13 protein-coding genes are annotated in these 19,020 nt (G+C 68.9%); 4 read left to right on the forward strand and 9 right to left on the reverse strand.

Annotation, left to right across the window (positions count from 1 at the left end; all coding sequences use genetic code 11):
- Positions 1–128: 128 nt before the first annotated feature.
- The 5 genes from ACH4UM_RS31040 to ACH4UM_RS31060 all read right to left on the reverse strand — a co-directional run bounded on the left by ACH4UM_RS31040 (position 129) and on the right by ACH4UM_RS31060 (position 7,136).
- Complete coding sequence (locus tag ACH4UM_RS31040) at positions 129–1,448, reverse strand: DoxX family protein (protein ID WP_398186476.1); 1,320 nt, start codon at positions 1,446–1,448, stop codon at positions 129–131.
- Between the two features lie 142 nt (positions 1,449–1,590).
- The gene (locus tag ACH4UM_RS31045; RefSeq protein WP_398186478.1) at positions 1,591–2,292 is read right to left on the reverse strand and encodes a class I SAM-dependent methyltransferase; all 702 of its coding nucleotides are present in this window, start codon (positions 2,290–2,292) and stop codon (positions 1,591–1,593) included.
- A 188-nt stretch (positions 2,293–2,480) separates the two neighbouring features.
- Positions 2,481–3,299 carry an ABC transporter permease gene (locus ACH4UM_RS31050; protein WP_398186481.1) on the reverse strand — a complete coding sequence of 273 codons (819 nt, stop codon included), beginning with the start codon at positions 3,297–3,299 and terminating at the stop codon, positions 2,481–2,483.
- Positions 3,296–4,279 (reverse strand): ATP-binding cassette domain-containing protein, encoded by a 984-nt coding sequence (locus ACH4UM_RS31055; protein WP_398186484.1) that lies wholly within the window; start codon positions 4,277–4,279, stop codon positions 3,296–3,298. The genes ACH4UM_RS31050 and ACH4UM_RS31055 overlap by 4 nt, the downstream gene beginning before the upstream one ends.
- Positions 4,280–4,757: 478 nt before the next feature.
- Complete coding sequence (locus ACH4UM_RS31060; protein ID WP_398186487.1) at positions 4,758–7,136, reverse strand: ATP-binding cassette domain-containing protein; 2,379 nt, start codon at positions 7,134–7,136, stop codon at positions 4,758–4,760.
- Between the two features lie 158 nt (positions 7,137–7,294).
- Here ACH4UM_RS31060 and ACH4UM_RS31065 point away from each other — a divergent pair, with 158 nt between their 5' ends.
- The 3 genes from ACH4UM_RS31065 to ACH4UM_RS31075 all read left to right on the forward strand — a co-directional run bounded on the left by ACH4UM_RS31065 (position 7,295) and on the right by ACH4UM_RS31075 (position 11,232).
- Entirely contained in the window at positions 7,295–8,053 is a 759-nt protein-coding gene (locus ACH4UM_RS31065; RefSeq protein WP_398186490.1) for a TioE family transcriptional regulator, read from the forward strand.
- Positions 8,054–8,207: 154 nt separating this feature from the next.
- Entirely contained in the window at positions 8,208–9,380 is a 1,173-nt protein-coding gene (locus tag ACH4UM_RS31070; protein ID WP_398186493.1) for an erythromycin esterase family protein, read from the forward strand.
- 115 nt (positions 9,381–9,495) lie between these two features.
- Positions 9,496–11,232: a non-ribosomal peptide synthetase gene (locus tag ACH4UM_RS31075; protein WP_398186496.1), complete on the forward strand. Its 1,737-nt coding sequence runs from the start codon at positions 9,496–9,498 to the stop codon at positions 11,230–11,232.
- A gap of 36 nt (positions 11,233–11,268) precedes the next feature.
- On the opposite strand, the gene ACH4UM_RS31080 is transcribed toward ACH4UM_RS31075, so the two are convergent.
- A complete protein-coding gene (locus ACH4UM_RS31080) occupies positions 11,269–12,456 on the reverse strand; it encodes a cytochrome P450 (protein ID WP_398186498.1) in 1,188 nt (395 codons plus the stop codon).
- Between the two features lie 482 nt (positions 12,457–12,938).
- Here ACH4UM_RS31080 and ACH4UM_RS31085 point away from each other — a divergent pair, with 482 nt between their 5' ends.
- Positions 12,939–13,634 carry a tryptophan 2,3-dioxygenase family protein gene (locus ACH4UM_RS31085; RefSeq protein ID WP_398186501.1) on the forward strand — a complete coding sequence of 232 codons (696 nt, stop codon included), beginning with the start codon at positions 12,939–12,941 and terminating at the stop codon, positions 13,632–13,634.
- 7 nt (positions 13,635–13,641) lie between these two features.
- On the opposite strand, the gene ACH4UM_RS31090 is transcribed toward ACH4UM_RS31085, so the two are convergent.
- The 3 genes from ACH4UM_RS31090 to ACH4UM_RS31100 all read right to left on the reverse strand — a co-directional run.
- A complete protein-coding gene (locus ACH4UM_RS31090) occupies positions 13,642–14,172 on the reverse strand; it encodes a helix-turn-helix domain-containing protein (protein ID WP_398186503.1) in 531 nt (176 codons plus the stop codon).
- A 165-nt stretch (positions 14,173–14,337) separates the two neighbouring features.
- Positions 14,338–14,550, reverse strand: a complete 213-nt coding sequence (locus ACH4UM_RS31095; RefSeq protein WP_398186506.1) for an MbtH family protein — start codon at positions 14,548–14,550, stop codon at positions 14,338–14,340.
- 46 nt (positions 14,551–14,596) lie between these two features.
- The coding region (locus tag ACH4UM_RS31100) for an amino acid adenylation domain-containing protein (protein WP_398186508.1) at positions 14,597–19,020 on the reverse strand (4,424 nt) is incomplete at its 5' end.

Consider the following 19,020-nt stretch of genomic DNA (forward strand, 5'->3'; position numbering starts at 1 on the left):
TCCCGGTCCGCGCCGCCGCAGGCCGGAAGAGGGTCGGCGGCATCTGCGGAACTTCTCCGGGACTTCTCCGGGACCTTGGCCGAGGTCGGGTTGAGGTCGGACCGGGACGCGGTTCACGCCCGGATCCGTCACTGCATGTTGGCGTTCGGCTGCACCCAGTGGAAGCCGCGGCCGACGAGGGGGAAGGTGTCGAGATTCATTCGGTGCAGTCGCAGACGCAGCCGGTGGCCGTCGAATTCGCCGTCCAGGATCAGTAGATCGTCTGCGGGACGCTGCAGTGTCAGCGTTGTCCTCCACTGCGGGTCGGTCATCTTGAGCAGGGTGATCGAATGGCCGTCCATGTCGATCGCCGCGACATGGCCGTCGAGCGAGTCGTCCATGCGCTGGATGGTCACGATGTCGGCGGAGTCGAAGACGACTCGCCGCCATCGTTGTTCGTCTGTCGTCAGCGGTGGGTGCAGCTCACCGTCGACCGAGAATTCCTCCACGTTCCAGATGCCGTACAGCGCGGGCTTCTCCCGTCCTCCGCCGTACTTCTTCCAGAACGCCCAGTCGTTGCGCATCTGCGCACGGAGCAGCCACAACCCGGCGCCGACCTGCACCGCAGCGGCGATCCGGTTCGCGTTGCGCGTACGGAACAGTTCCGGCCGGGGAGAGGGGTGGACGGCCCGATTCGACAGGAAGACTTTGGCGAGGTGCGCCGACTCCGGTGCCAGCAGCACAAGGCTCAGCAGGAGCAGATGGAACGAATGGATCTTCACCGGGACGTCGAAGGTCATGTTCAGGACGAACACCTGAGCCAGTTCCATCGCGCACAGCAGCGCGCCCAGCGTCGCTGTCCTCGGCAGGATCAGCAGCAGTCCGCCGGCGATCTCCGCGCAGCCCAGCAGGATCTGGTACGGCTCCGAGGAGGCCGTCTGCGACCACAGCGCACTCATCGGGCTGAAGTTCCCGAACGGCTCGATGAGCTTGGCCAGTGGCAGTTGGAACTGCAGCGGGATGGCCTTGGCGGCACCGTAGTAGAACATCTGCCCCGCAAGGCACATCCGGACCACCGACCGGAACCAGGTGTCCAGCGTGACGTAGTTGGTCCGGCGCCGGTCCAGCACGGACCAGATCGGGGTGACCGCGGCGGCGCCCGTCAGCCAGCAGAACTGCCCCACCCACGCGGACAGGTCGTCACCGCCGTCGAAGCGCTCGCCCACTTCCTTGTCGAACATGTGAATGGCCACCCAGTTCCGCACCGGACGTATCGACCAGAGTTTCGCCCAGGAGTCGGCCGCCGCCTGCAGATGACCGAGTCCGCCGCCCCGCAGGGCCAAGTAGATCTGGGGCGTCGTCAGGCAGTAGAGCCCGGCGTAGGCGAAGGAGAACCGGAAGGCGACCCGGGTGGCCGTACTCCAACGCGCGGAGTTCAGCGGGTTTCCGGTCCGCAGGTTCGTGCGCATGGTCGCCCGGTTGGGCCGTGAGGATGCCAGGGCCCGTAGCCATTTGCCTGCCCGTACCTTCATGATTCATCGCCTTCGCACTCGCCGTGTTCGCGGCTGAGACATTCGGTCCGTACGCAAGAGCCGGTCGGTGGTTCCTGGGTCAGGTGCGGCGGAATCGACCGAGCCAGGCGGGCAGGTCGAAGGGTTCGGTAGCGGACGGGAGTATCGCGTGCATGCCGGTGTCGGTGATGGACTCGGTCGTCCAGCCGTCGGCGAAGCCGTTGCGCAGGTCGTCGGTGGTCCGTTTCGGGCCGTTGTCGGGAAGTTTCGCCGGGATCTGCTCGATCGCCTCGGCGAGCCGTGCCTGCATCTCCTCGGCCCCGCGGTCACTGATCGAGAGCACGTGCACGACCGCCCCCGGGCGGCAGACGCGGTGCAGCGCCGCCGCGTAGGTCCGTAGGTTTGCGGCGTCGAACGTGTGCGCGAGACCGCAGTCGATCACGGAATCGAAACGCCCGTCGTAGCCCGCGAGTTCGAGGGCGTTGGCGACCTCGAAGGTGGCGTCGAGCCCCCGCTCCCCGGCCTTGTGCTGCGCGATGGAGATCGCCGTCGGCGACAGGTCGAGTCCCGTCACCGCGTAGCCCTTGCCGGCCAGGTGGAGCGCGTCCTCGCCGGTGCCGCAGCCCGGATCGAGCACCGCGCCACTGACGAGTCCCGCTTCCTCGACCGCGACGAACGCGGGCTGCGGCCCGCCGATGTCCCAGGGTGGACGCCTGCCGAACGGACTCTCGCCGCGGTAGACGGCGTCGAAGACATCGGTCAGCGCGTCGATTCCGTCGGGTCGGGAAGCAGGCTCCGTCATGCTTCCATGATTGGGCCGCCCTCGGCTCGTTTTTCGATCTCTTGCCAACTTCTGTCATCCGGCCGGCCAAGCCGCCGGGCCCCGCGGCCGATCGGGCACGAGGGGCTGAGGGTGTACGGGTGTCGTGAAGGTGCGGTCGGGTGGGGAGGCCACCGTTCCCGGCCGCACTCTCGCGAGTCGGCGTGCGGTCAGCGCGAGCCGTACTTGCGCACCGACAGCGGAGCGAAGACGACGATCAGGCCGACGGACCATGCGAGCGTCTGGAGTACGGAGCTGCCCGCCGGGCCGCCGGTGAACAGTGCGCGCAGTGCGTTCACGGCTGCGGTCATGGGGCTGTGGGCGGCGTAGGCCTGCAGCCATCCCGGCATCGTGCTGGTCGGCACGAATGCCGAGGAGATCAAGGTGAACGGGAAGATCCACACGCCACCGACCGCCTGGGCGGCCTCCGCGTTGCGCACCGACAGACCGAGGAAGGCGGCGAACCAGGACACCGCGTAACCGAAGAACAGCAACAGCAGCATGCCGGCCAGCGCCGGCAGGAATCCGTTGCGGAAACGGAAGCCGACGAGCAGGCCGACGCCCACGGTCACGGCCAGGACGCACACGTTGCGGAAGATCTCCGACAGCGTGCGGCCGACGAGCACGGCGGGACGGCTCATCGGCATCGAACGGAAGCGGTCCATCAGGCCTTCGCGCATTTCGGTGGCGATGCCGATGGTGGTGCCGGCGGCCGAACCGTAGAGCACCATCTGGACGAAGATGCCGGGCAGCAGGAACTGGGAGTAGCGTTCGCCCCCGACGTTGATCGCGCCGCCGAAGACGTATGTGAACAGCAGGATGAACATCACCGGCTGGACGAGCGAGAACATCACCAGCTCGGGGCTGCGCAGAACATGCCGGATGTTGCGCAGTGTCATCTCCCACACGTCGGAGAACCACCATGAGACTCCGCTGTGCGGCTTCGTGTTCACCGTGCCGCCCTGCATCGCCAAGGTCGTGGACGTCATGACCGCTTGGTGTCCTTCCCGGTTTCCTGCTTGTCGGTCCTGTGCTCGGCGGAACGACCGGTGACGGCGAGGAACACGTCGTCGAGTGTCGGGCGGCGGACCGCCACGGCACCGATCGCGACACCGGAACCCTTGAGCAGATGCAGCAGATCGGCCAGCGTGCCGCCATCGGCCAGCGGCGCGTGCACCCGCATCGTCTCCAGGTCGGCGACCGGCTCGATGCCCAGCCTTTCCCGCAGGAGTTTCGTGGTCTCCTCGACGGCGGCGCCGTCGAGGACTGTGATGCCGACCCAGTCCTGGCCCACCTGTGCCTTCAGCTCGTCCGGCGTGCCACTGGCAATGACCCTGCCCTGGTCGATCACTGACAGCGAGTCGGCGAGCTGGTCCGCCTCCTCCAGGTACTGCGTCGTGAGCAGCACGGTTGTGCCCTCCGCGACCAGCTCGCGCACGATCCGCCACACCTCCATGCGGCTGCGCGGGTCCAGGCCGGTGGTCGGCTCGTCGAGGAAGATGAGTTTGGGCCGTGCCATGAGGCTCGCGGCGACGTCCAGCCTGCGGCGCATGCCGCCCGAGTACGTCTTGGCCTGCCGATCGGCCGCCTCGCCCAGATCGAAGCGCTCCAGTAACTCGCTCGCGCGTGCCCTGCTGTCGGACTTGGACAGCCGGAACAACCTGCCGATCATGCGCAGATTCTCACGCCCGGTCAGCAACTCGTCCACCGCGGCGTACTGACCGGTCAGCCCGATGATGGACCGTACGCGCCGTGGATCGCTGCACACGTCGACGCCGAACACCTCGGCCGTCCCCTCGTCCGGCCTGATCAGGGTGCTCAGCAGACGGACGGCGGTCGTCTTGCCCGCGCCGTTGGGGCCGAGCAGGCCGTGCACCGTACCCTCCGGCACGGTGAGCTCAAGGTGATCGAGTGCCGTCACCGAGCCAAAGCTCTTGCACAGTCCAGCCATTCTGATCGCTGCCGGCATTTGACGAATTTCCCTTCTGGATCCGAGCTGTCCGGAGTTCTGCACGGTGCTCCGGCGAACTCTGAACTCCCGTGCTCACACTGCTCAAGTGTATCCTTGCAATCACAGTTGAGACTTTTTCAGAAAATTCCGTGGAGAAGTCCGCGGAAGTTTCAAACGACGGATTGCCTGGGGCTCGCACCAAAGCGCATGCGACGGCCCTGCGCGCTTGTCCGGCACTCATCCCGGCGTGCGGGACCGGCGCTTGTGCGGCACTCGTCCCGGCGTGCGGCACCGGCGCTTGTGCGGCACTCGTCCCGGCGTGCGGCACCGCCGGCACCTGCCGCTGACGGCCGCGGTCGCGGGCGGCCGTCACGGGCAGCGCGCCGATCGTGGCCGGCTCGTCGGCCACACCGAGCACGCCCCGTCCCGATCTGCCGGGACGGGGCGTGTCAGGCGGGAGGACTTCTCCTGCGGGTATCCGGCGGGATGCCTCGCCTCAGCTGCCGACGTAGGCCGCGAGGTGCTCGCCGGTGAGGGTGGAGCGGGCGGCGACGAGTTCGGCGGGGGTGCCCTCGAAGACGATTCGGCCGCCGTCGTGTCCGGCGCCGGGGCCGAGGTCGATGATCCAGTCGGCGTGCGCCATGACCGCCTGGTGGTGCTCGACGACGATGACCGACTTGCCGGAGTCGACCAGCCGGTCGAGCAGGCCGAGCAGTTGCTCGACGTCGGCGAGGTGGAGGCCGCTGGTCGGCTCGTCCAGGATGTAGACGCTGCCCGCCCCGGCCATGTTGGTGGCCAGCTTGAGGCGTTGGCGCTCGCCGCCGGACAGGGTGGTGAGCGGCTGGCCGAGGCTGAGGTAGCCCAGCCCGACATCGGCGAGCCGTTGGAGGACGGCGTGCGCGGCCGGTGTGCGCGCCTCACCGCTGCGGAAGAACTCCTCGGCCTCGACCACCGACATCGCGAACACCTCGCTGATGTCGCGGCCGCCGAGGCGGTGGTCGAGCACCGACGCCTGGAACCGCCTCCCCTCGCACTCATCGCAGGTGGTGGCGACGCCGGCCATGATCGCCAGATCGGTGTAGATGACGCCGGCGCCCTTGCAGTTGGGGCAGGCGCCCTCGGAGTTGGCACTGAACAGCGCCGGTTTCACGCCGTTGGCCTTCGCGAACGCCTTGCGGATCGGCTCGAGCATTCCGGTGTAGGTCGCCGGGTTGCTGCGCCGGGAACCCTTGATGGCCGACTGGTCCACCGTCACCACGCCATCCCGTCCCGCCACCGAGCCGTGGATCAGGGAACTCTTGCCGGAGCCGGCGACCCCGGTGACCACGGTCAGCACGCCGAGCGGGATGTCCACGTCGACGTCGCGCAGGTTGTGGGTGTCCGCCCCGCGCACCTCCAGCACACCGGACGGCTCGCGCACCGACGGCTTCACCGTGGCCCGGTCGTCCAGGTGCCGTCCGGTGATCGTGCCGCTGGTCCGCAGTCCCTCCACGGTGCCCTCGAAGACCACCTCGCCGCCGCCCGCACCGGCCAGCGGGCCGATGTCGACCACGTGGTCGGCGATCACGATCGTCTCCGGCTTGTGCTCCACGACCAGGACGGTGTTGCCCTTGTCGCGCAGCTGGAGCAGCAGGTTGTTCATGCGCTGGATGTCGTGCGGGTGCAGGCCGACAGTGGGCTCGTCGAAGACGTAGGTGACGTCGGTGAGCGCGGAGCCGAGGTGGCGGATCATCTTGGTGCGCTGGGCCTCACCGCCCGAGAGCGTGCCCGAGGACCGGTCGAGCGAGAGATAGCCCAGCCCGATCGAGACGAACGAGTCGAGGGTCTGGCAGAGCACCGTCAGCAGCGTCGCGACCGACGGCTCGTCCAGGCCGCGGACCCATGCGGCCAGGTCGCTGATCTGCATCGCGCAGGCGTCGGCGATGCTGACACCGTTGATCTTCGAGGACCGCGTGGTTTCGCTGAGCCGGGTGCCGTGGCACGCCGGACAGACGGAGAACGTCACCGCCCGGTCGACGAAGGCACGGATGTGCGGCTGCAGTGCCTCCTTGTCCTTGGTCAGGAACGACTTCTGGACCCGCGCGATCAGGCCCTCGTAGGTGGTGTTGATCCCCTTCACCTTGACCTTGACCGGGTCCCGGTGCAGGAAGTCGTGCAGTTCTTCGCCGGTGTAGTCGCGGATCGGCTTGTGGGGGTCGAGGAAGCCGGACTCGGTGAACGACTGCACCACCCAGCCGTCCGCCTTCCAGCCGGGGACGGTGATCGCGCCGTCGGCGAGCGACTTGGAGTCGTCGTAGAGCTGGGCGGGATCGATGTCGGAGACGGTGCCCATGCCCTCGCAGCGCAGACACATGCCGCCTACGACACTGAAGCCCTTCTCGATCTTCTTCCCGTTCACCACCAACGTGCCCGACGCCTCCGCCGAGGCGACGTTGAAGGCGAACGCCTTCTGCGAGCCGATGTACGGCTTGGCGAGCCGGCTGAACAGGATGCGCAGCAACGCGCCCGCGTCGGTGGCGGTGCCGACCGTGGAGCGGGGACTGGTGCCCATCGGCTGCTGGTCGACGATGATCGCGGTCGTCAGCCCGTCGAGGACGTCGACCTCGGGCCGCCCCAGTGTCGGCATGAAGCCCTGGACGAAGGCGCTGTAGGTCTCGTTGATCAGCCGCTGCGACTCCGCGGCGATCGTGTCGAACACCAGGGAGCTCTTGCCCGAGCCGGAGACACCGGTGAACACCGTCAGCCGGCGCTTGGGGAGCTCGACGTCGACGTTCTTGAGGTTGTTCTCCCGCGCACCGTGCACGCGGATCAGATCGTGGCTGTCGGCAACGTGCGACGCTGGCGGCTGTGTGTCCGTCCTCGTGCCGACGGTCATGGGGTCCCTCCCGGGTGTTGGACGCGGCACGCCTTCGTCATATGGGGTGGTGACGAATTCCTGAACTTCCCTGCTCATGACGCTTAAGCCTATACCTGCAATACCGTTTGAGACTTTTCCGGAAAAGCCGCAGGAGGGGTGCGCTACAGTTTCAAACCGTGGATTACTTACGCCCCTTCGACCTCGCCCGTGAGCACGGCATCTCGACCCAGGCGGTGCGCAATTACGAGCGGGACGGGTTCATCCCGCTCGCCGAACGCACCCCGGCCGGCTACCGGACCTACACCGAGGCGCACGCGGTGGCCCTGCGCGCCTATCTGGCGCTCGTCCCGGCGCACGGTTACGCAGTGAGCGGGCAGATCATGAGGTCGCTCAACGCGGGCGGACTCGACGCCGCGCTGACGGCCCTCGACCGCAGTCATGCCCAGCTGCTGCGCGACCGGGGAACACTGGACGCGGTCGGACGGGCCGTCGAGCACCTGACCACCGGCCCGGACACCGCCGAGCACACACCGGCAAGCACCGAGACCCTCAGCATCGGCGAACTGGCACACCGGCTGGGCGTCACCGCGGCGACCCTCCGCAACTGGGAAGTGGCGGGCATCCTCGCCCCCGACCGCGAGCCGGTCACCGGACACCGCGTCTACGGTGCCCCCGACATCCGCGACGCCGAACTCGCCCACCTGCTCAGACGAGGCGGCTACCCGCTGGACCACATCTCCACCGTGGTCCGCCAGATCCGTACGGCCGGCGGCACACAGGCGCTGTCCGCCGCCCTCGACGACTGGCGGCGCAGACTCACCACCCGGGGGGTGTCGATGCTCAACGCAGCCGCCCAACTCGCTCAGTACGTGGACCTCCTCGACATCGCCCCGGCCGAGCCGCCCACACACCCCGCCGTCACGACGCGGCTGTGAACCGGACACCGACGCCTGCGGCGGGCCGCCATGCCGTGCCCGCGCGGGGCCGGACGACCGCGAGTTGATCAACGGTTTGAGACTGCACAGCACGGCTGAGCGGCCAAAACCTTCAAAAGTCTCAACTGTTCTTTCAATGGTTTGATTGAGACACATGAGACAGGACATTCGAGACCTCTCCATGGCCTCATGCGACGTGCTGGCACTCGGTGAGCCCACGCATCGGGAACCCGCCTTCGGGTGGGTCCGCAACGAGCTGTTCGTTCAGCTGGCCGACCGCGGCTTCCGGTCGATCGCCCTCGAAACCGATCGCGTGGCTGCACTCGGCGTGAACGACTTCGTCCAGGACGGAGTCGGGAGCCTCGACGCGGCGATGAGCGAAGGCTTCTCCCACGGCTTCGGAGACCTGGACGCCAACCGGCAGCTGGTCACCTGGATGCGCAGCTACAACCGGAACCGGCCGCCGGAAGAACGGCTGGCCTTTCACGGCTTCGACGCCCCGATGGAGACCACCAGCGCACCCAGCCCGCGGCGCTGTCTCGAATACGCCCGCGACTACCTGCAACTCGACCTCGACCTCTCGGGCCTCCTCGGCGACGACGAACGCTGGAGCCGTCCGGAGGCGGTCCTGGACCCGGCCATGTCGATCGGGGCCACGGCCGAGGCCGAGCGGCTGCGGTCGATCGCCGACGACATGCTCACGCTGCTCCACGCACGCGCATGGGAAAGGACCGCGGCCACCTCGCGCGCCGAGTGGCTAAGGGCCAAGACACACCTCACCGCCGGTCTTGGCCTGCTGCGCTATCACAAGCAGTCGGCACAGCGGCTCGAACACGGGGCGCGGCTGTCCCGCCTGTTCGCCACCCGGGACACGCTCATGGCCGAGAACCTCCTCGATGTCCGAAGCGTCGAGGCACGACGGGGCGCGACACTGGTCTTCGCCCACAACCTCCATCTGCAGCGAATCCCGAGCACCTGGCGCCTGGCGGACCTGTGCGTCAACTGGCCCGGCGCCGGCACCATCGTGGGGTCCTTGCTGGGCGAGCAGTACACCTTCGTCGCCGGCAGCCTGGGCCGCAGCGAAGCCCTCGGGCTCGGGGATCCCGAGCCGGACACCTACGAGGGTCTTCTGCAGCGCCGTACCACCACCTGGGGCCTGACAAGGGGCGTCACGGCCGGCCCCGCCCGCACGCGGACCGACACGGCCCCGCGGCAGGGCTACTTCCCTCTCGACCGGGCGACACTCGACACGGCTGACGCGGTCCTGCACATCAGCGACGGCACAGCTGCCGTCACGCATGGCCTGGCTGTCGAGGCCGTTGGGTGAAACGCCGTGACAGAGATGGGAAGGATTCAACGAGCGCCTCGGGCACGGACACTAGATTCGCCGTTGATCAGGACTCTTGCGAAGGAGCTGACTGCGGTTGTACACGGTTCCGGCAATGTTCGAGTCAACCGTCGCCCGGCGAGGCGGAGAGCCCGCCCTCATCGACGAGGAAAGCACGTTCGGATACTCGGAACTGAACATCCGGGCCAATCGGCTCGCGCGCAGCCTGATCGCGCACGGTGTCGGCCCGGACTCCCTCGTCGCGGTCGCGGTGCCGAAGTCGAATGACCTGATCGTGGCGATCACGGCGGTGCTCAAGGCCGGTGGCGCCTACCTCCCACTCGATCCGGGCTATCCGGCGGAACGCTTGGCGTTCATGCTGTCCGACGCGCGGCCGGCGCTGCTCCTGAGGTCGTCCTCGGTGGCGTCCTTCGACTCGGGGGTGCCGGAGATCGTGCTCGACGACCCGGCCTTCGGGGAAGCGTGCGCAAAGCTGCCGGGACATGACGTCGCTCGGCACGAACGCCGCGCGGAGCTGCATCCGGATCACCTGATGTACGTGATCTACACATCGGGGTCCACCGGCACCCCGAAGGGCGTCGCCGTGCCGCACAGGGGCGTGCGCGACATGGTGGACACCCAGGCAGCCGTTCTCCGTGTGGGGCCCGGCGATCGAGTACTCCAGTGGGCGTCGATCAGTTTCGATGCCGCGTTCTGGGACGTGACGCTGGCGTTGCTGTCCGGAGCGACGCTCGTGATGGCACCCGCGGAGGACTTGCTGCCGGGCCAGCCGCTGAGGGACACCCTGCTCAAGTACGACATCACCCACGCGGTGCTGCCACCGGTCGCATTGAGCGTGACCGACGCCGAGGACGTCCTGATCGGCGGAACCGTCATGTCCACGGGGGACAGCTGCACGCCGACGCTGGTACGGAAGTGGTCGCGCGCGAGGCGGATGTTCAACGGCTACGGCCCGACCGAGGTGACCGTCGGCGCGACGATCAGCGGGCCGATACGTGACGCCGACGACGTCGGAATAGGAACACCGTGGATCGGCAACGAGGTGCATGTGCTCGACGAGCGCATGCACCCGGTGCCGCCCGGTTCGGAAGGTGAGCTGTACATCGCGGGCAGCGGACTGGCGCGCGGGTATCTGAACCGGTCCGCGGCGACCGCGGCGAAGTTCGTGGCGAACCCGTTCGGACCGCCCGGCAGCCGGATGTACCGCACGGGTGACCGGGGCCGTATGGGGAGCGATGGCGAGTTGTCCTTCACCGGTCGCGTGGACGGTCAGGTGAAGCTGCGCGGGTTCCGTGTCGAGCTCGGTGAGATCGAGACCCGGCTTGCCGCTCATCCGGCGGTGGATGTCGCCGTCGCCGTGGTGAGGGGTGATCTGGCCGATGCGCACGTCGTCGGTTACGTCACCACCACCGCACCGGTCACACCCGCCGAGCTCCGCGCACACGTCGCCAGGTCGCTGCCCGCGCACATGGTGCCGGCGAAGATCGCGGTGCTGGACCGGTTTCCCACGCTGGCGAACGGAAAGATCGACCGGGACGCCCTGCCAGCGCCGGAAGCGCGGCCGGGCGAACCGCACGGGCGGGACGACGGCGAAGCGGACGGTTGTGCGGCTGTCATCTGCGCGATGGTGCGGGAGATCCTCGCGATCCCGCAGGCGGGGAGCGCCGACAACTTCTTCGATCTCGGCGGGCACTCCGTGCAGGCGACCAGGCTGGCCGGACGGATCCGTGAGGAGTTCGGGGTCAGGGTGCCGATCCGAACCGTGCTGCAGTCGCCGACGATCGGCGAGCTCGTCGCGGCTGTCGAGACTCGCCTGCGCCACGAAGCCTGAGCACCTTGTTCAAGGCGGTCCCGCAGGCCGGGCAGCTCAGCCGAAGGCCACCGGCAGGCTGCTGTAGCCGTGCAGGAAGTTCGAGTAGATCGGTGTGGGCGTGCCGCACACCTCGATCTCGGTGACCGACTGTGTGAGCGCGCTCAGCAACGCGCGCAGCTCCGCCCGGCCGAGAAACGCGCCGACGCAGAAGTGCGGGCCGTGGCCGAACGACACGTGCTTGTTGGGGGAACGGGTCGGGTCGAACCGGCGAGGCTCGGCGAACACCTCCTCGTCGTTGTTGGCAGAGGTGTTCCACAGCGTCACGATGTCGCCCGCCCGGACCCGTTGCCCGCCGATCTCCGTGTCCCGGGTCGCGGTGCGCGCGAAGTGCATCGCGGGCGTCGCCCACCGGAGCACCTCTTCGACGGCCGAGTCGAGACCGGCCGAGCCGTCGCGCAGCGCGCGCCATTGGCCGGGGTGCTCGGCGAGAGTCTTCACCGCGCAGATCGCCGACACCCGGGACGACTCGTCGCCGCCCAGAACGAGGCTGTAGCAGTTGAGTGCGACCTCCTCCAGCGTGAGGGGGCGGTCGCCGGCCTCGGCGGTCGCGATCATGCTGATGACGTCGTCGCCGGGGGCGCGCCGGCGTCGCTGGGCGAGGTCCATGAAGTAGCCGACGATCTCGTTCCGTGCCTCCAGCGAATCGAGTTGGTCGGCTTCGGCGTCGTCCGAGGAGAGCGCCAGCTTGTTCCACTGGAGCAGTTGCCTGCGGTCCTCCTGTGGAATGGAGAGCAGATCGCAGATGGTGTTCATCGGAATGTGCTCCGCGACCTCCGTCGCGAAGTCGAACTCACCCAGCTGCGTGACCGCCCTGATGAGGCTGGACGCTCGCCGCCGGACGCTGTGCTCGACCTCGCCCAGCACGCGCGGCGAGAACGCGCGCAGCATCAGGTTGCGCAGCTCGCGGTGGCGCGGCCGGTCGGTGACCGCGAGCATCTTGCCGCCGGCGGAGTCCCCGCCGCGCAGCAGCACGTCCAGCACGGTCCCGCGTGCGGAGCTCAGCGACTTCACGTCGGCGTAGCAGGAAAGCACGTCCAAGTGGCGGGCGACGACCCAGAAACCAGGATCGCCGTCGTGCCAGTACACGGGCTTCGACTTCCGCACCTCGCGCCAGAACTCGTGCGCATCGTGCCGGACGAAGGTGGTGGCGTCGGTCAGGTCCAGCTCGGTCCGCGTACTCATGCGTGAATCGTGGCAACGGCTGCAATGGCGTTGCGGGTATCTTGCCCAGGTCTTTCTCCCTGAATGAGAGACGAAAGATTGGTGATCAGTCACTGCGCTGCCGTGCCATGCTCCGGAACATGGGTCACCGAACTCCCGGCGCCACTGGCTCAGGCCGGTCGATCACCGTCTCCAGCTGCTCCAAGAGCCTCGCGATGACGGGTTGCCGGCCGGGGTACGCGGTCACGGCGAACGAGGAGGCGGCACGGGCGCTGCCTGCGCCGCGGGCCTCATCGGTGTGCTGCCGTCGGGTGGCTGCCACCCGGCGGCCGACGTCGCGCGTACGGGCCTCGGCGCCGAGACCTTCGCCGCCCGGCTGCCCGAGGACTCGAGGAGAGGAACCCCGCCGTCGTGCCCGGCACCGGTTGTGCAGGGCTACTGCCAGCCGGAGTTCATGAACTCATCGACTTCACCAGTGCAGTCATCAGCGAGGAGGCGGCGTCTTGGGCACTCTGACGTATGCGGACTATCTGCGGATGGAGACTTTGCTCTCGCTCCAGGAACCGCGCACTCCGGACACGGCCGGCCGGGCGGTCGTGCTGGCCGAGCAGTTCTTCATCATCACACACCAGTCCTGCGAGCTGTGGCTGAAGCAGATCGGGGCGGATCTGGACGCCGCTGCCGAGGCCCTCGTACCGCCCTGTGACACCTACGATCTGGAGCTGAGTTACGAGTTCCTGCTGCGAACCGGTGAGATCCTTCGTGTGCTGCAGGACCAGCTTGTTGCATTGGAGAAACTGCCGCTCCGTTATTTCGCCGAGTTCCGGCCCTATCTGGACACGGCGAGCGGCGCCCAGTCGACCCAGTTCCGGCGGCTGACCGGGCTCCTGGGCAACGACCAGCATCCAGGCAGCCTGTACGAGGCGTTCGTGGCGGCAGCCGAGTATCACGGTCAGTCGGTTCACGACGTGTGCCGTCGTGGTGTCGAGTGCGGAGTGCTGCACCGCATCGCGGAAGCGCTGCTGGAAATCGGAAACGGATACTGGCACTGGAAAGTGGCGCACCTGGCGCTGGTGACGAAGATGGTCGGGGACCAGCAGGGAACCGGCGGGTCAAGCGGTGCCGACTTCCTTGCCCGCCGTGTCACCAGGCCCTTCCCCGAACTGCGTCGGCTGCGCGGAAAGGTGCACCACTGCTAGCGCCCGGTCAGGTGGCCGCGGTTTCCAGCACGTAGCCGCGGCCCCACGCCGTCCGGATGATCAGGTCGATCGGAGACAGGCGGCGGCGGAGCCGCATGATGTGGAGGTCGAGCGAGTTCCTCGTCGGCCTCGGCACCCGCTCCGCGAGCCGTTGCGTGAGCTCGTGCCGGTACACCACCTCCCCGAAGTGCTCGATGAGCAACTCCATCAATTCGGTCTGGACGTTCGAGATGGTGATCGAGTGAGCACCGAAACACAGCGTTCCGGCCGAATCGAGTGTCGGAACCTGGCGGCTGTCGAGCCGGTTCTGTAACGCTGTGACGCGAGCGTCCAGATCATCTCGAGATATGGGTGCACGAACCCAGTCTTCAAATGGGTCGTTGCAGACTGGAGGCCGGGCCCCTCCCTCGACGACGAGGAGACGGGGAACACCCTCCCTCTTACATCGATTCCGAAGGTCCTTTTGTGCCGGCCATCGGACGAACATGACGTCGCTGTTTGTGCCTCCCACAGCACAAGCCTCCCCGTTGACGCTCATGGATGGTCACAATCTTCGCCTGAATGCGGCGTCCCTACGTCTGCCGTGCACGTACAAATGGTCGCAAGCCATGGTAGTTGGGTCTTTGCGGCCTGCAACCGGTCGGCGGCACCGATGTTTTCCGGGTGGGGCCCCGGACGGGCCCCACCCGGCATGGCCTGTGGCCTACCCGTTCATGGCCTCCCGGAGACTGCGGGGCCGCATGTCGGCCCAGTTCTCCTCCACGTGGGCGAGGCTGTCCGCCCGCCCCGCCGGGCCGAAGACGATGCGCCAGCCGGCCGGCACCTCGGCAAACGTGGGCCAGAGGGAGTGCTGGTCCTCGTCGTTGACCAGCACGTAGAACTGGCCGTTCTCATCGTCGAACGGATTGCTGCTCACCCGTATCCTCCAGATCTCTTTCCACCGGTCAGGGGTTTGGTCAGGGTCACTGCGCCGCCCGCAGAATCCGGTTGACGACTCGGCTGATCTCGGCCGCGTTCCGCGGCCAGTACATCTCGTTGTGGGCGCAGGAGACGTCAATGCGCTCCACCCGGCCGTCGACGTGCTCCTGCCAGAGCACCTCGAGTTCCTCCTCCAGCTCCCGCTTGTCGTGGGTCTCGGGGTCGAGGAGTGCGTTGAAGAAGACGACATCGCCGCGGAATCGCGGTGAGTTGAACCGCCGCATCTGCTCCATCTGCCCGACGAAGATCGACGATGCGGTGGCGACCAGGGACGGGTATTCCTCCATTCCGGCCAGATGGCCCATGTAATTGGCGAGGAATCGGCGCACCATGGCCTCGTCGAGCGCTTCGAGGCCGGCGAAGTGGCCGGCGGGCGCGGAGTCCAGCAGTGCCAGGAGCGCCACCTCGTGTCCGCGGCGCTGCAGTTCCGCCGCCATGGCGTGCGCCAGCGTGCCGCCGAAGGACCAGCCCAGCAGGCGGTAGGGGCCGTTCGGCTGGACCCGCAGCACCTCCCGCAGATAGTCGTCGACCATCTCCTCGATGGAGTTCGCCGGCGGCGTGGTTCCGTCGAAGCCTCGCGCCTGGATGCCGTAGAGCGGCCAGGGCGGGTCCACATGCCGGGCGAAGCCCATGTAGGGCCAGCTCAGCCCGCCGCCCGGGTGCAGCCACCACAGCGGGGGCTTCTCCCCCTCGGTACGGATCGGCAGCAGCACGGCGAACGGATCCTCGAAGCCCACCTGTGTGTCCGCGGACAGCTGGGCCGCGAGTTCGGCCACCGTGGGGTACTGGAACACCGTCCGGATCGGCACGTCCACGCCGAGCTTCTCGTGGATCTGCCAGACGAGGCGGGTCAGCCGCAGGGAGTGCCCGCCGCAGGCGAAGAAGTCGTCGTCGATCCCGATCCGGTCCAGGCCCAGCACCTCGGCGAACAGTGCGGCGAGTTCCTCCTCGCGCGGCGTGCGCGGTGCGCGGTAGTCGCCGCCGGCCGGGTCGGGTTCCGGCAGTGCGGCGCGGTCCACCTTCCCGTTCTCGGTGAGCGGCAGCCGGTCGAGGACCACGATCTCGCCGGGCATCATGAACTCCGGCAGCCGGGCCGCGAGTTCCTCCCGCAGCCGGGACGGCAGCCGGGACACGCGGCGGGACACCGCGGGAACGTTCACCAGGCGGGACGAGGGGGCGTCGGCCGGCCGGTAGACGCCGTCGCAGCAGGGGGCGTCGACGTCCGGCAGTACGACCGCCTCGAAGCAGTCCGCCGCCTGTGCCGACCAGGTGCAGTACACGGCGAGCCCTCGTGCGGCGCCCCACGCCTCCAGCTCGGCGGGGTCGAGCGTGCCCCGCGACTCGACGGGGGCGCCCCACTCCCCGGCCTCCCCGGCCAGCCTGGCGTTGGGGATGCGCGTCAGGCGCAGTTGGCCGCCGTGCCGGGCCAGCGCGGTCTCCACGTCGGCCAGTTCATGGACGTCCGCCCCCCAGACCGCCGCGGGCAGGTCCGCCAGGTGCAGCGACCGGGTGGGCTCCTTGTGCAGCACGACCTCGTAGCGGTGGCGGGTGAGCTCGTTGTGGTGGGCGCCCCGCTTGAGGCGGATGTCGGCGGCGACGGCGTCCGGACGTGCCTCGGCCCAGCGTGTGAAGTAGCCCGGGTCGATGACCAGTTCCTTCTCGCCCAGCACCGCGCGTTCGACGGCGGCCTGCACGGCGGCCGGGCCGTCGTCCGGTTGCCGGGAACGGTGGACCGCGGCGCTGAACATCCGCAGGGTGCGGTAGTTGCGGACGTCACCGATCACGATGCGTCCGCCGGGCGCGAGCCGGTCCATCGCGATGTCGAGCACCCGGGTGAGGTAGCCGGCGTCCGGGAAGTACTGCACGACCGAGTTGAGGATCACCGTGTCGAAGTACCCCGCCGGCAGGCCGTCCGGGTCGTCGGCGGGCCGGCAGAGCAGGGACACCTTGTCCGACAGCCGACGGTCGGCGCCGACTTGAGCGCGCAGCCGTTCGACGACGGGTGCCGAGAAGTCGGTGCCCCAGTACTCCTCGGCCTCAGGTGCCAGCGGTCCGAGCAGCAGGCCCGAGCCGACGCCGATCTCCAGCACCCGGCGCGGCTGCAGGGCGCGCACCCGCTCGAGCACGGCCTCGCGCCAGGCCCGCATCTCGGGCAGCGGGATGGGCCGGCCGGTGTAGGAGCTGTTCCAGCCGGTGAAGTCCTCGCCGACCCCGTCCGGGTCCACCGCTGTCCCGCCGTACATGTCGTCGTAGATCTCGCGCCACTCGCCGACCTGCTCGACGGCGTCCCGGTCGGTGGAGGCGGACGCGTCGGGCACCACGTAGGCGACCAGGCTGCGTTCACCGAGCCGGTCCTGGCGTACGACGACCACCGCGTGCGCCACGCCGTCCTGCTCGCGCAGGACCGCTTCGAGCTCGCCCGGCTCCACGCGGAAGCCGCGGAGCTTGATCTGGTCGTCGGCCCGGCTCACGTACTGAAGGCTCCCGGCCGTGTTCCAGCGCACCAGGTCGCCGGTGCGGTACATCCGCGCCCCGGGCGGCCCGAACGGGTCGGGAACGAACCGCACGCCGGTCAGGCCCGGCCGGCCCGCGTACCCGAGGGCCACCCCGTCGCCCCCGATGTACAGCTCACCCACCACACCGGGCGGCACCGGCCGCAACCGGTCGTCCAGGACGAACAGCCGGCTGCCGTCCACGGGTTCGCCGATCGGCAGCGGGTCGGTGCACTGGTCCGCCGAGGACACCCGGTGCCGGGCGGCGAACGTGGTGGTCTCCGTCGGGCCGTACCCGTTCACCACGGTGAGACCGGGACAGGCGTCGAGGACCCGGCGGACGGCGGTCGGCGAGAGCACGTCACCGCCCGCCCACACCTCGCGGACGCCGGTGAGGCACTCCGGGTGCTGCTCGGCCATCACGGCGAAGAGTCCGGCGGTCAGCCACAGCCCGGTCACCGCCCGCTCGGTGATGACGCGGGCCAGTTCCGCGGTGTCCGGCCTTCCGGCGCGTGCCACCACAGCGGTGCCGCCGCCGAGCAGCGGCACCCACAGCTCGTACGTGGACGCGTCGAACGTGTGCGGTGAGTGGACCAGGACGCGGCGGTGGGCACCGGTGGCCCAGGAGCCGTCGAGCGCGAGGTCGACCACGTTCCGGTGGGTGACCTCGACCCCCTTGGGCTGGCCGGTGGAGCCGGATGTGTACATCACGTACGCGGTGCTCTGCTCCCCGGCTGCGTCGGCCTCGGGCGGCGAGTCCGGGCACCCGTCGAGGTCCTCGTCGGCGAGACCTGCGTCCACGGTGACGGTGGGGGCGAGGTCTGCGAGCATGAAGTCGATGCGCTCGCGCGGGTGGCCGGGGTCGATCGGCGCGTAGGCGGCTCCCGTCTTCAGCACCCCGAGGATGGTCGCGACCAGCAGGGGTGAGCGTTCGAGCAGGAGCGCCACCCGGGTGTGCGGGCGGGCGCCGCGTGCCCTCAGGTGGTGGGCGATGCGGTTGGACCAGCGGTCCAGTTCGGCGTAGGTCCAGCTGACCGTTCCGTCCGCGGATTCCAGCGCGGTCGCGTCCGGGGTCGCGGTGGCCGTGGCGGCGAACCGCCGGTGGACGGTGCCGGCCTCGAACCGGGCGTCCCGGCCCTGGCCGCCCCACCGGGTCAGCGCCGCGCGCTCGCCGTCGGCGAGGATGTCCACGGCCCCGATGGGCGTGTGCGGCGCGGCGGCCACCTGCCGCAGGAAGTGCACCCAGCGGTCGAGCAGGGTGGTGATCGTGCCGACGTCGAACAGCTCCGTGGCGTACTCGGCGAACCCGTCGATCCGGGCCGGCCCGTCGTCGTCGCGTTCGGTGAGGCTGATGAACAGGTCGAAGCGCGAGGTGCCCATGCCGAACGGTTCCTCGGACACCGTCAGGCCCGGCAGGGTGAACTCCGGCCGCGCGTTGTTCTGCAGCGCCAGGCACACCTGGAAGAGCGGGTGGTGTGCCGGCGAGCGCACCGGGTTCAGCACCTCGACCAGGTGCTCGAACGGGATGTCCTGGTGGTCGTACGCGGCAAGGCTGGTCTCCCGCACCTGACTGACGAGTTCGGCGAAGCCGGGGTCACCGGAGGTGTCGGCCCGCAGCACCCAGGTGTTGACGAAGAAGCCGACCAGTCCGTTGAGCGCCTCGTCGGTGCGGCCCGCGATGGGCGAACCGATCGGCACGTCCGTGCCCACGCCCAGTCTGGTGAGCATCGCGGCGAGTGCCGCCTGCAGCACCATCGACACCGTGGCGCCGGACTCGCGGGCCAACCGCCGGATACCCTCGGTGAGTTGGTTGTCGAGTTGGAACGGCACCAGGTCGCCGGCGTGGGACGCCACGGCGGGCCGTGGGCGGTCGGTGGGCAGGTCGATGGTCTCCGGCAGGTCGGCCAGGTGGGTGG

The organism is Streptomyces sp. NPDC020801, assembly GCF_044334385.1.
GTDB lineage: Bacteria > Actinomycetota > Actinomycetes > Streptomycetales > Streptomycetaceae > Streptomyces.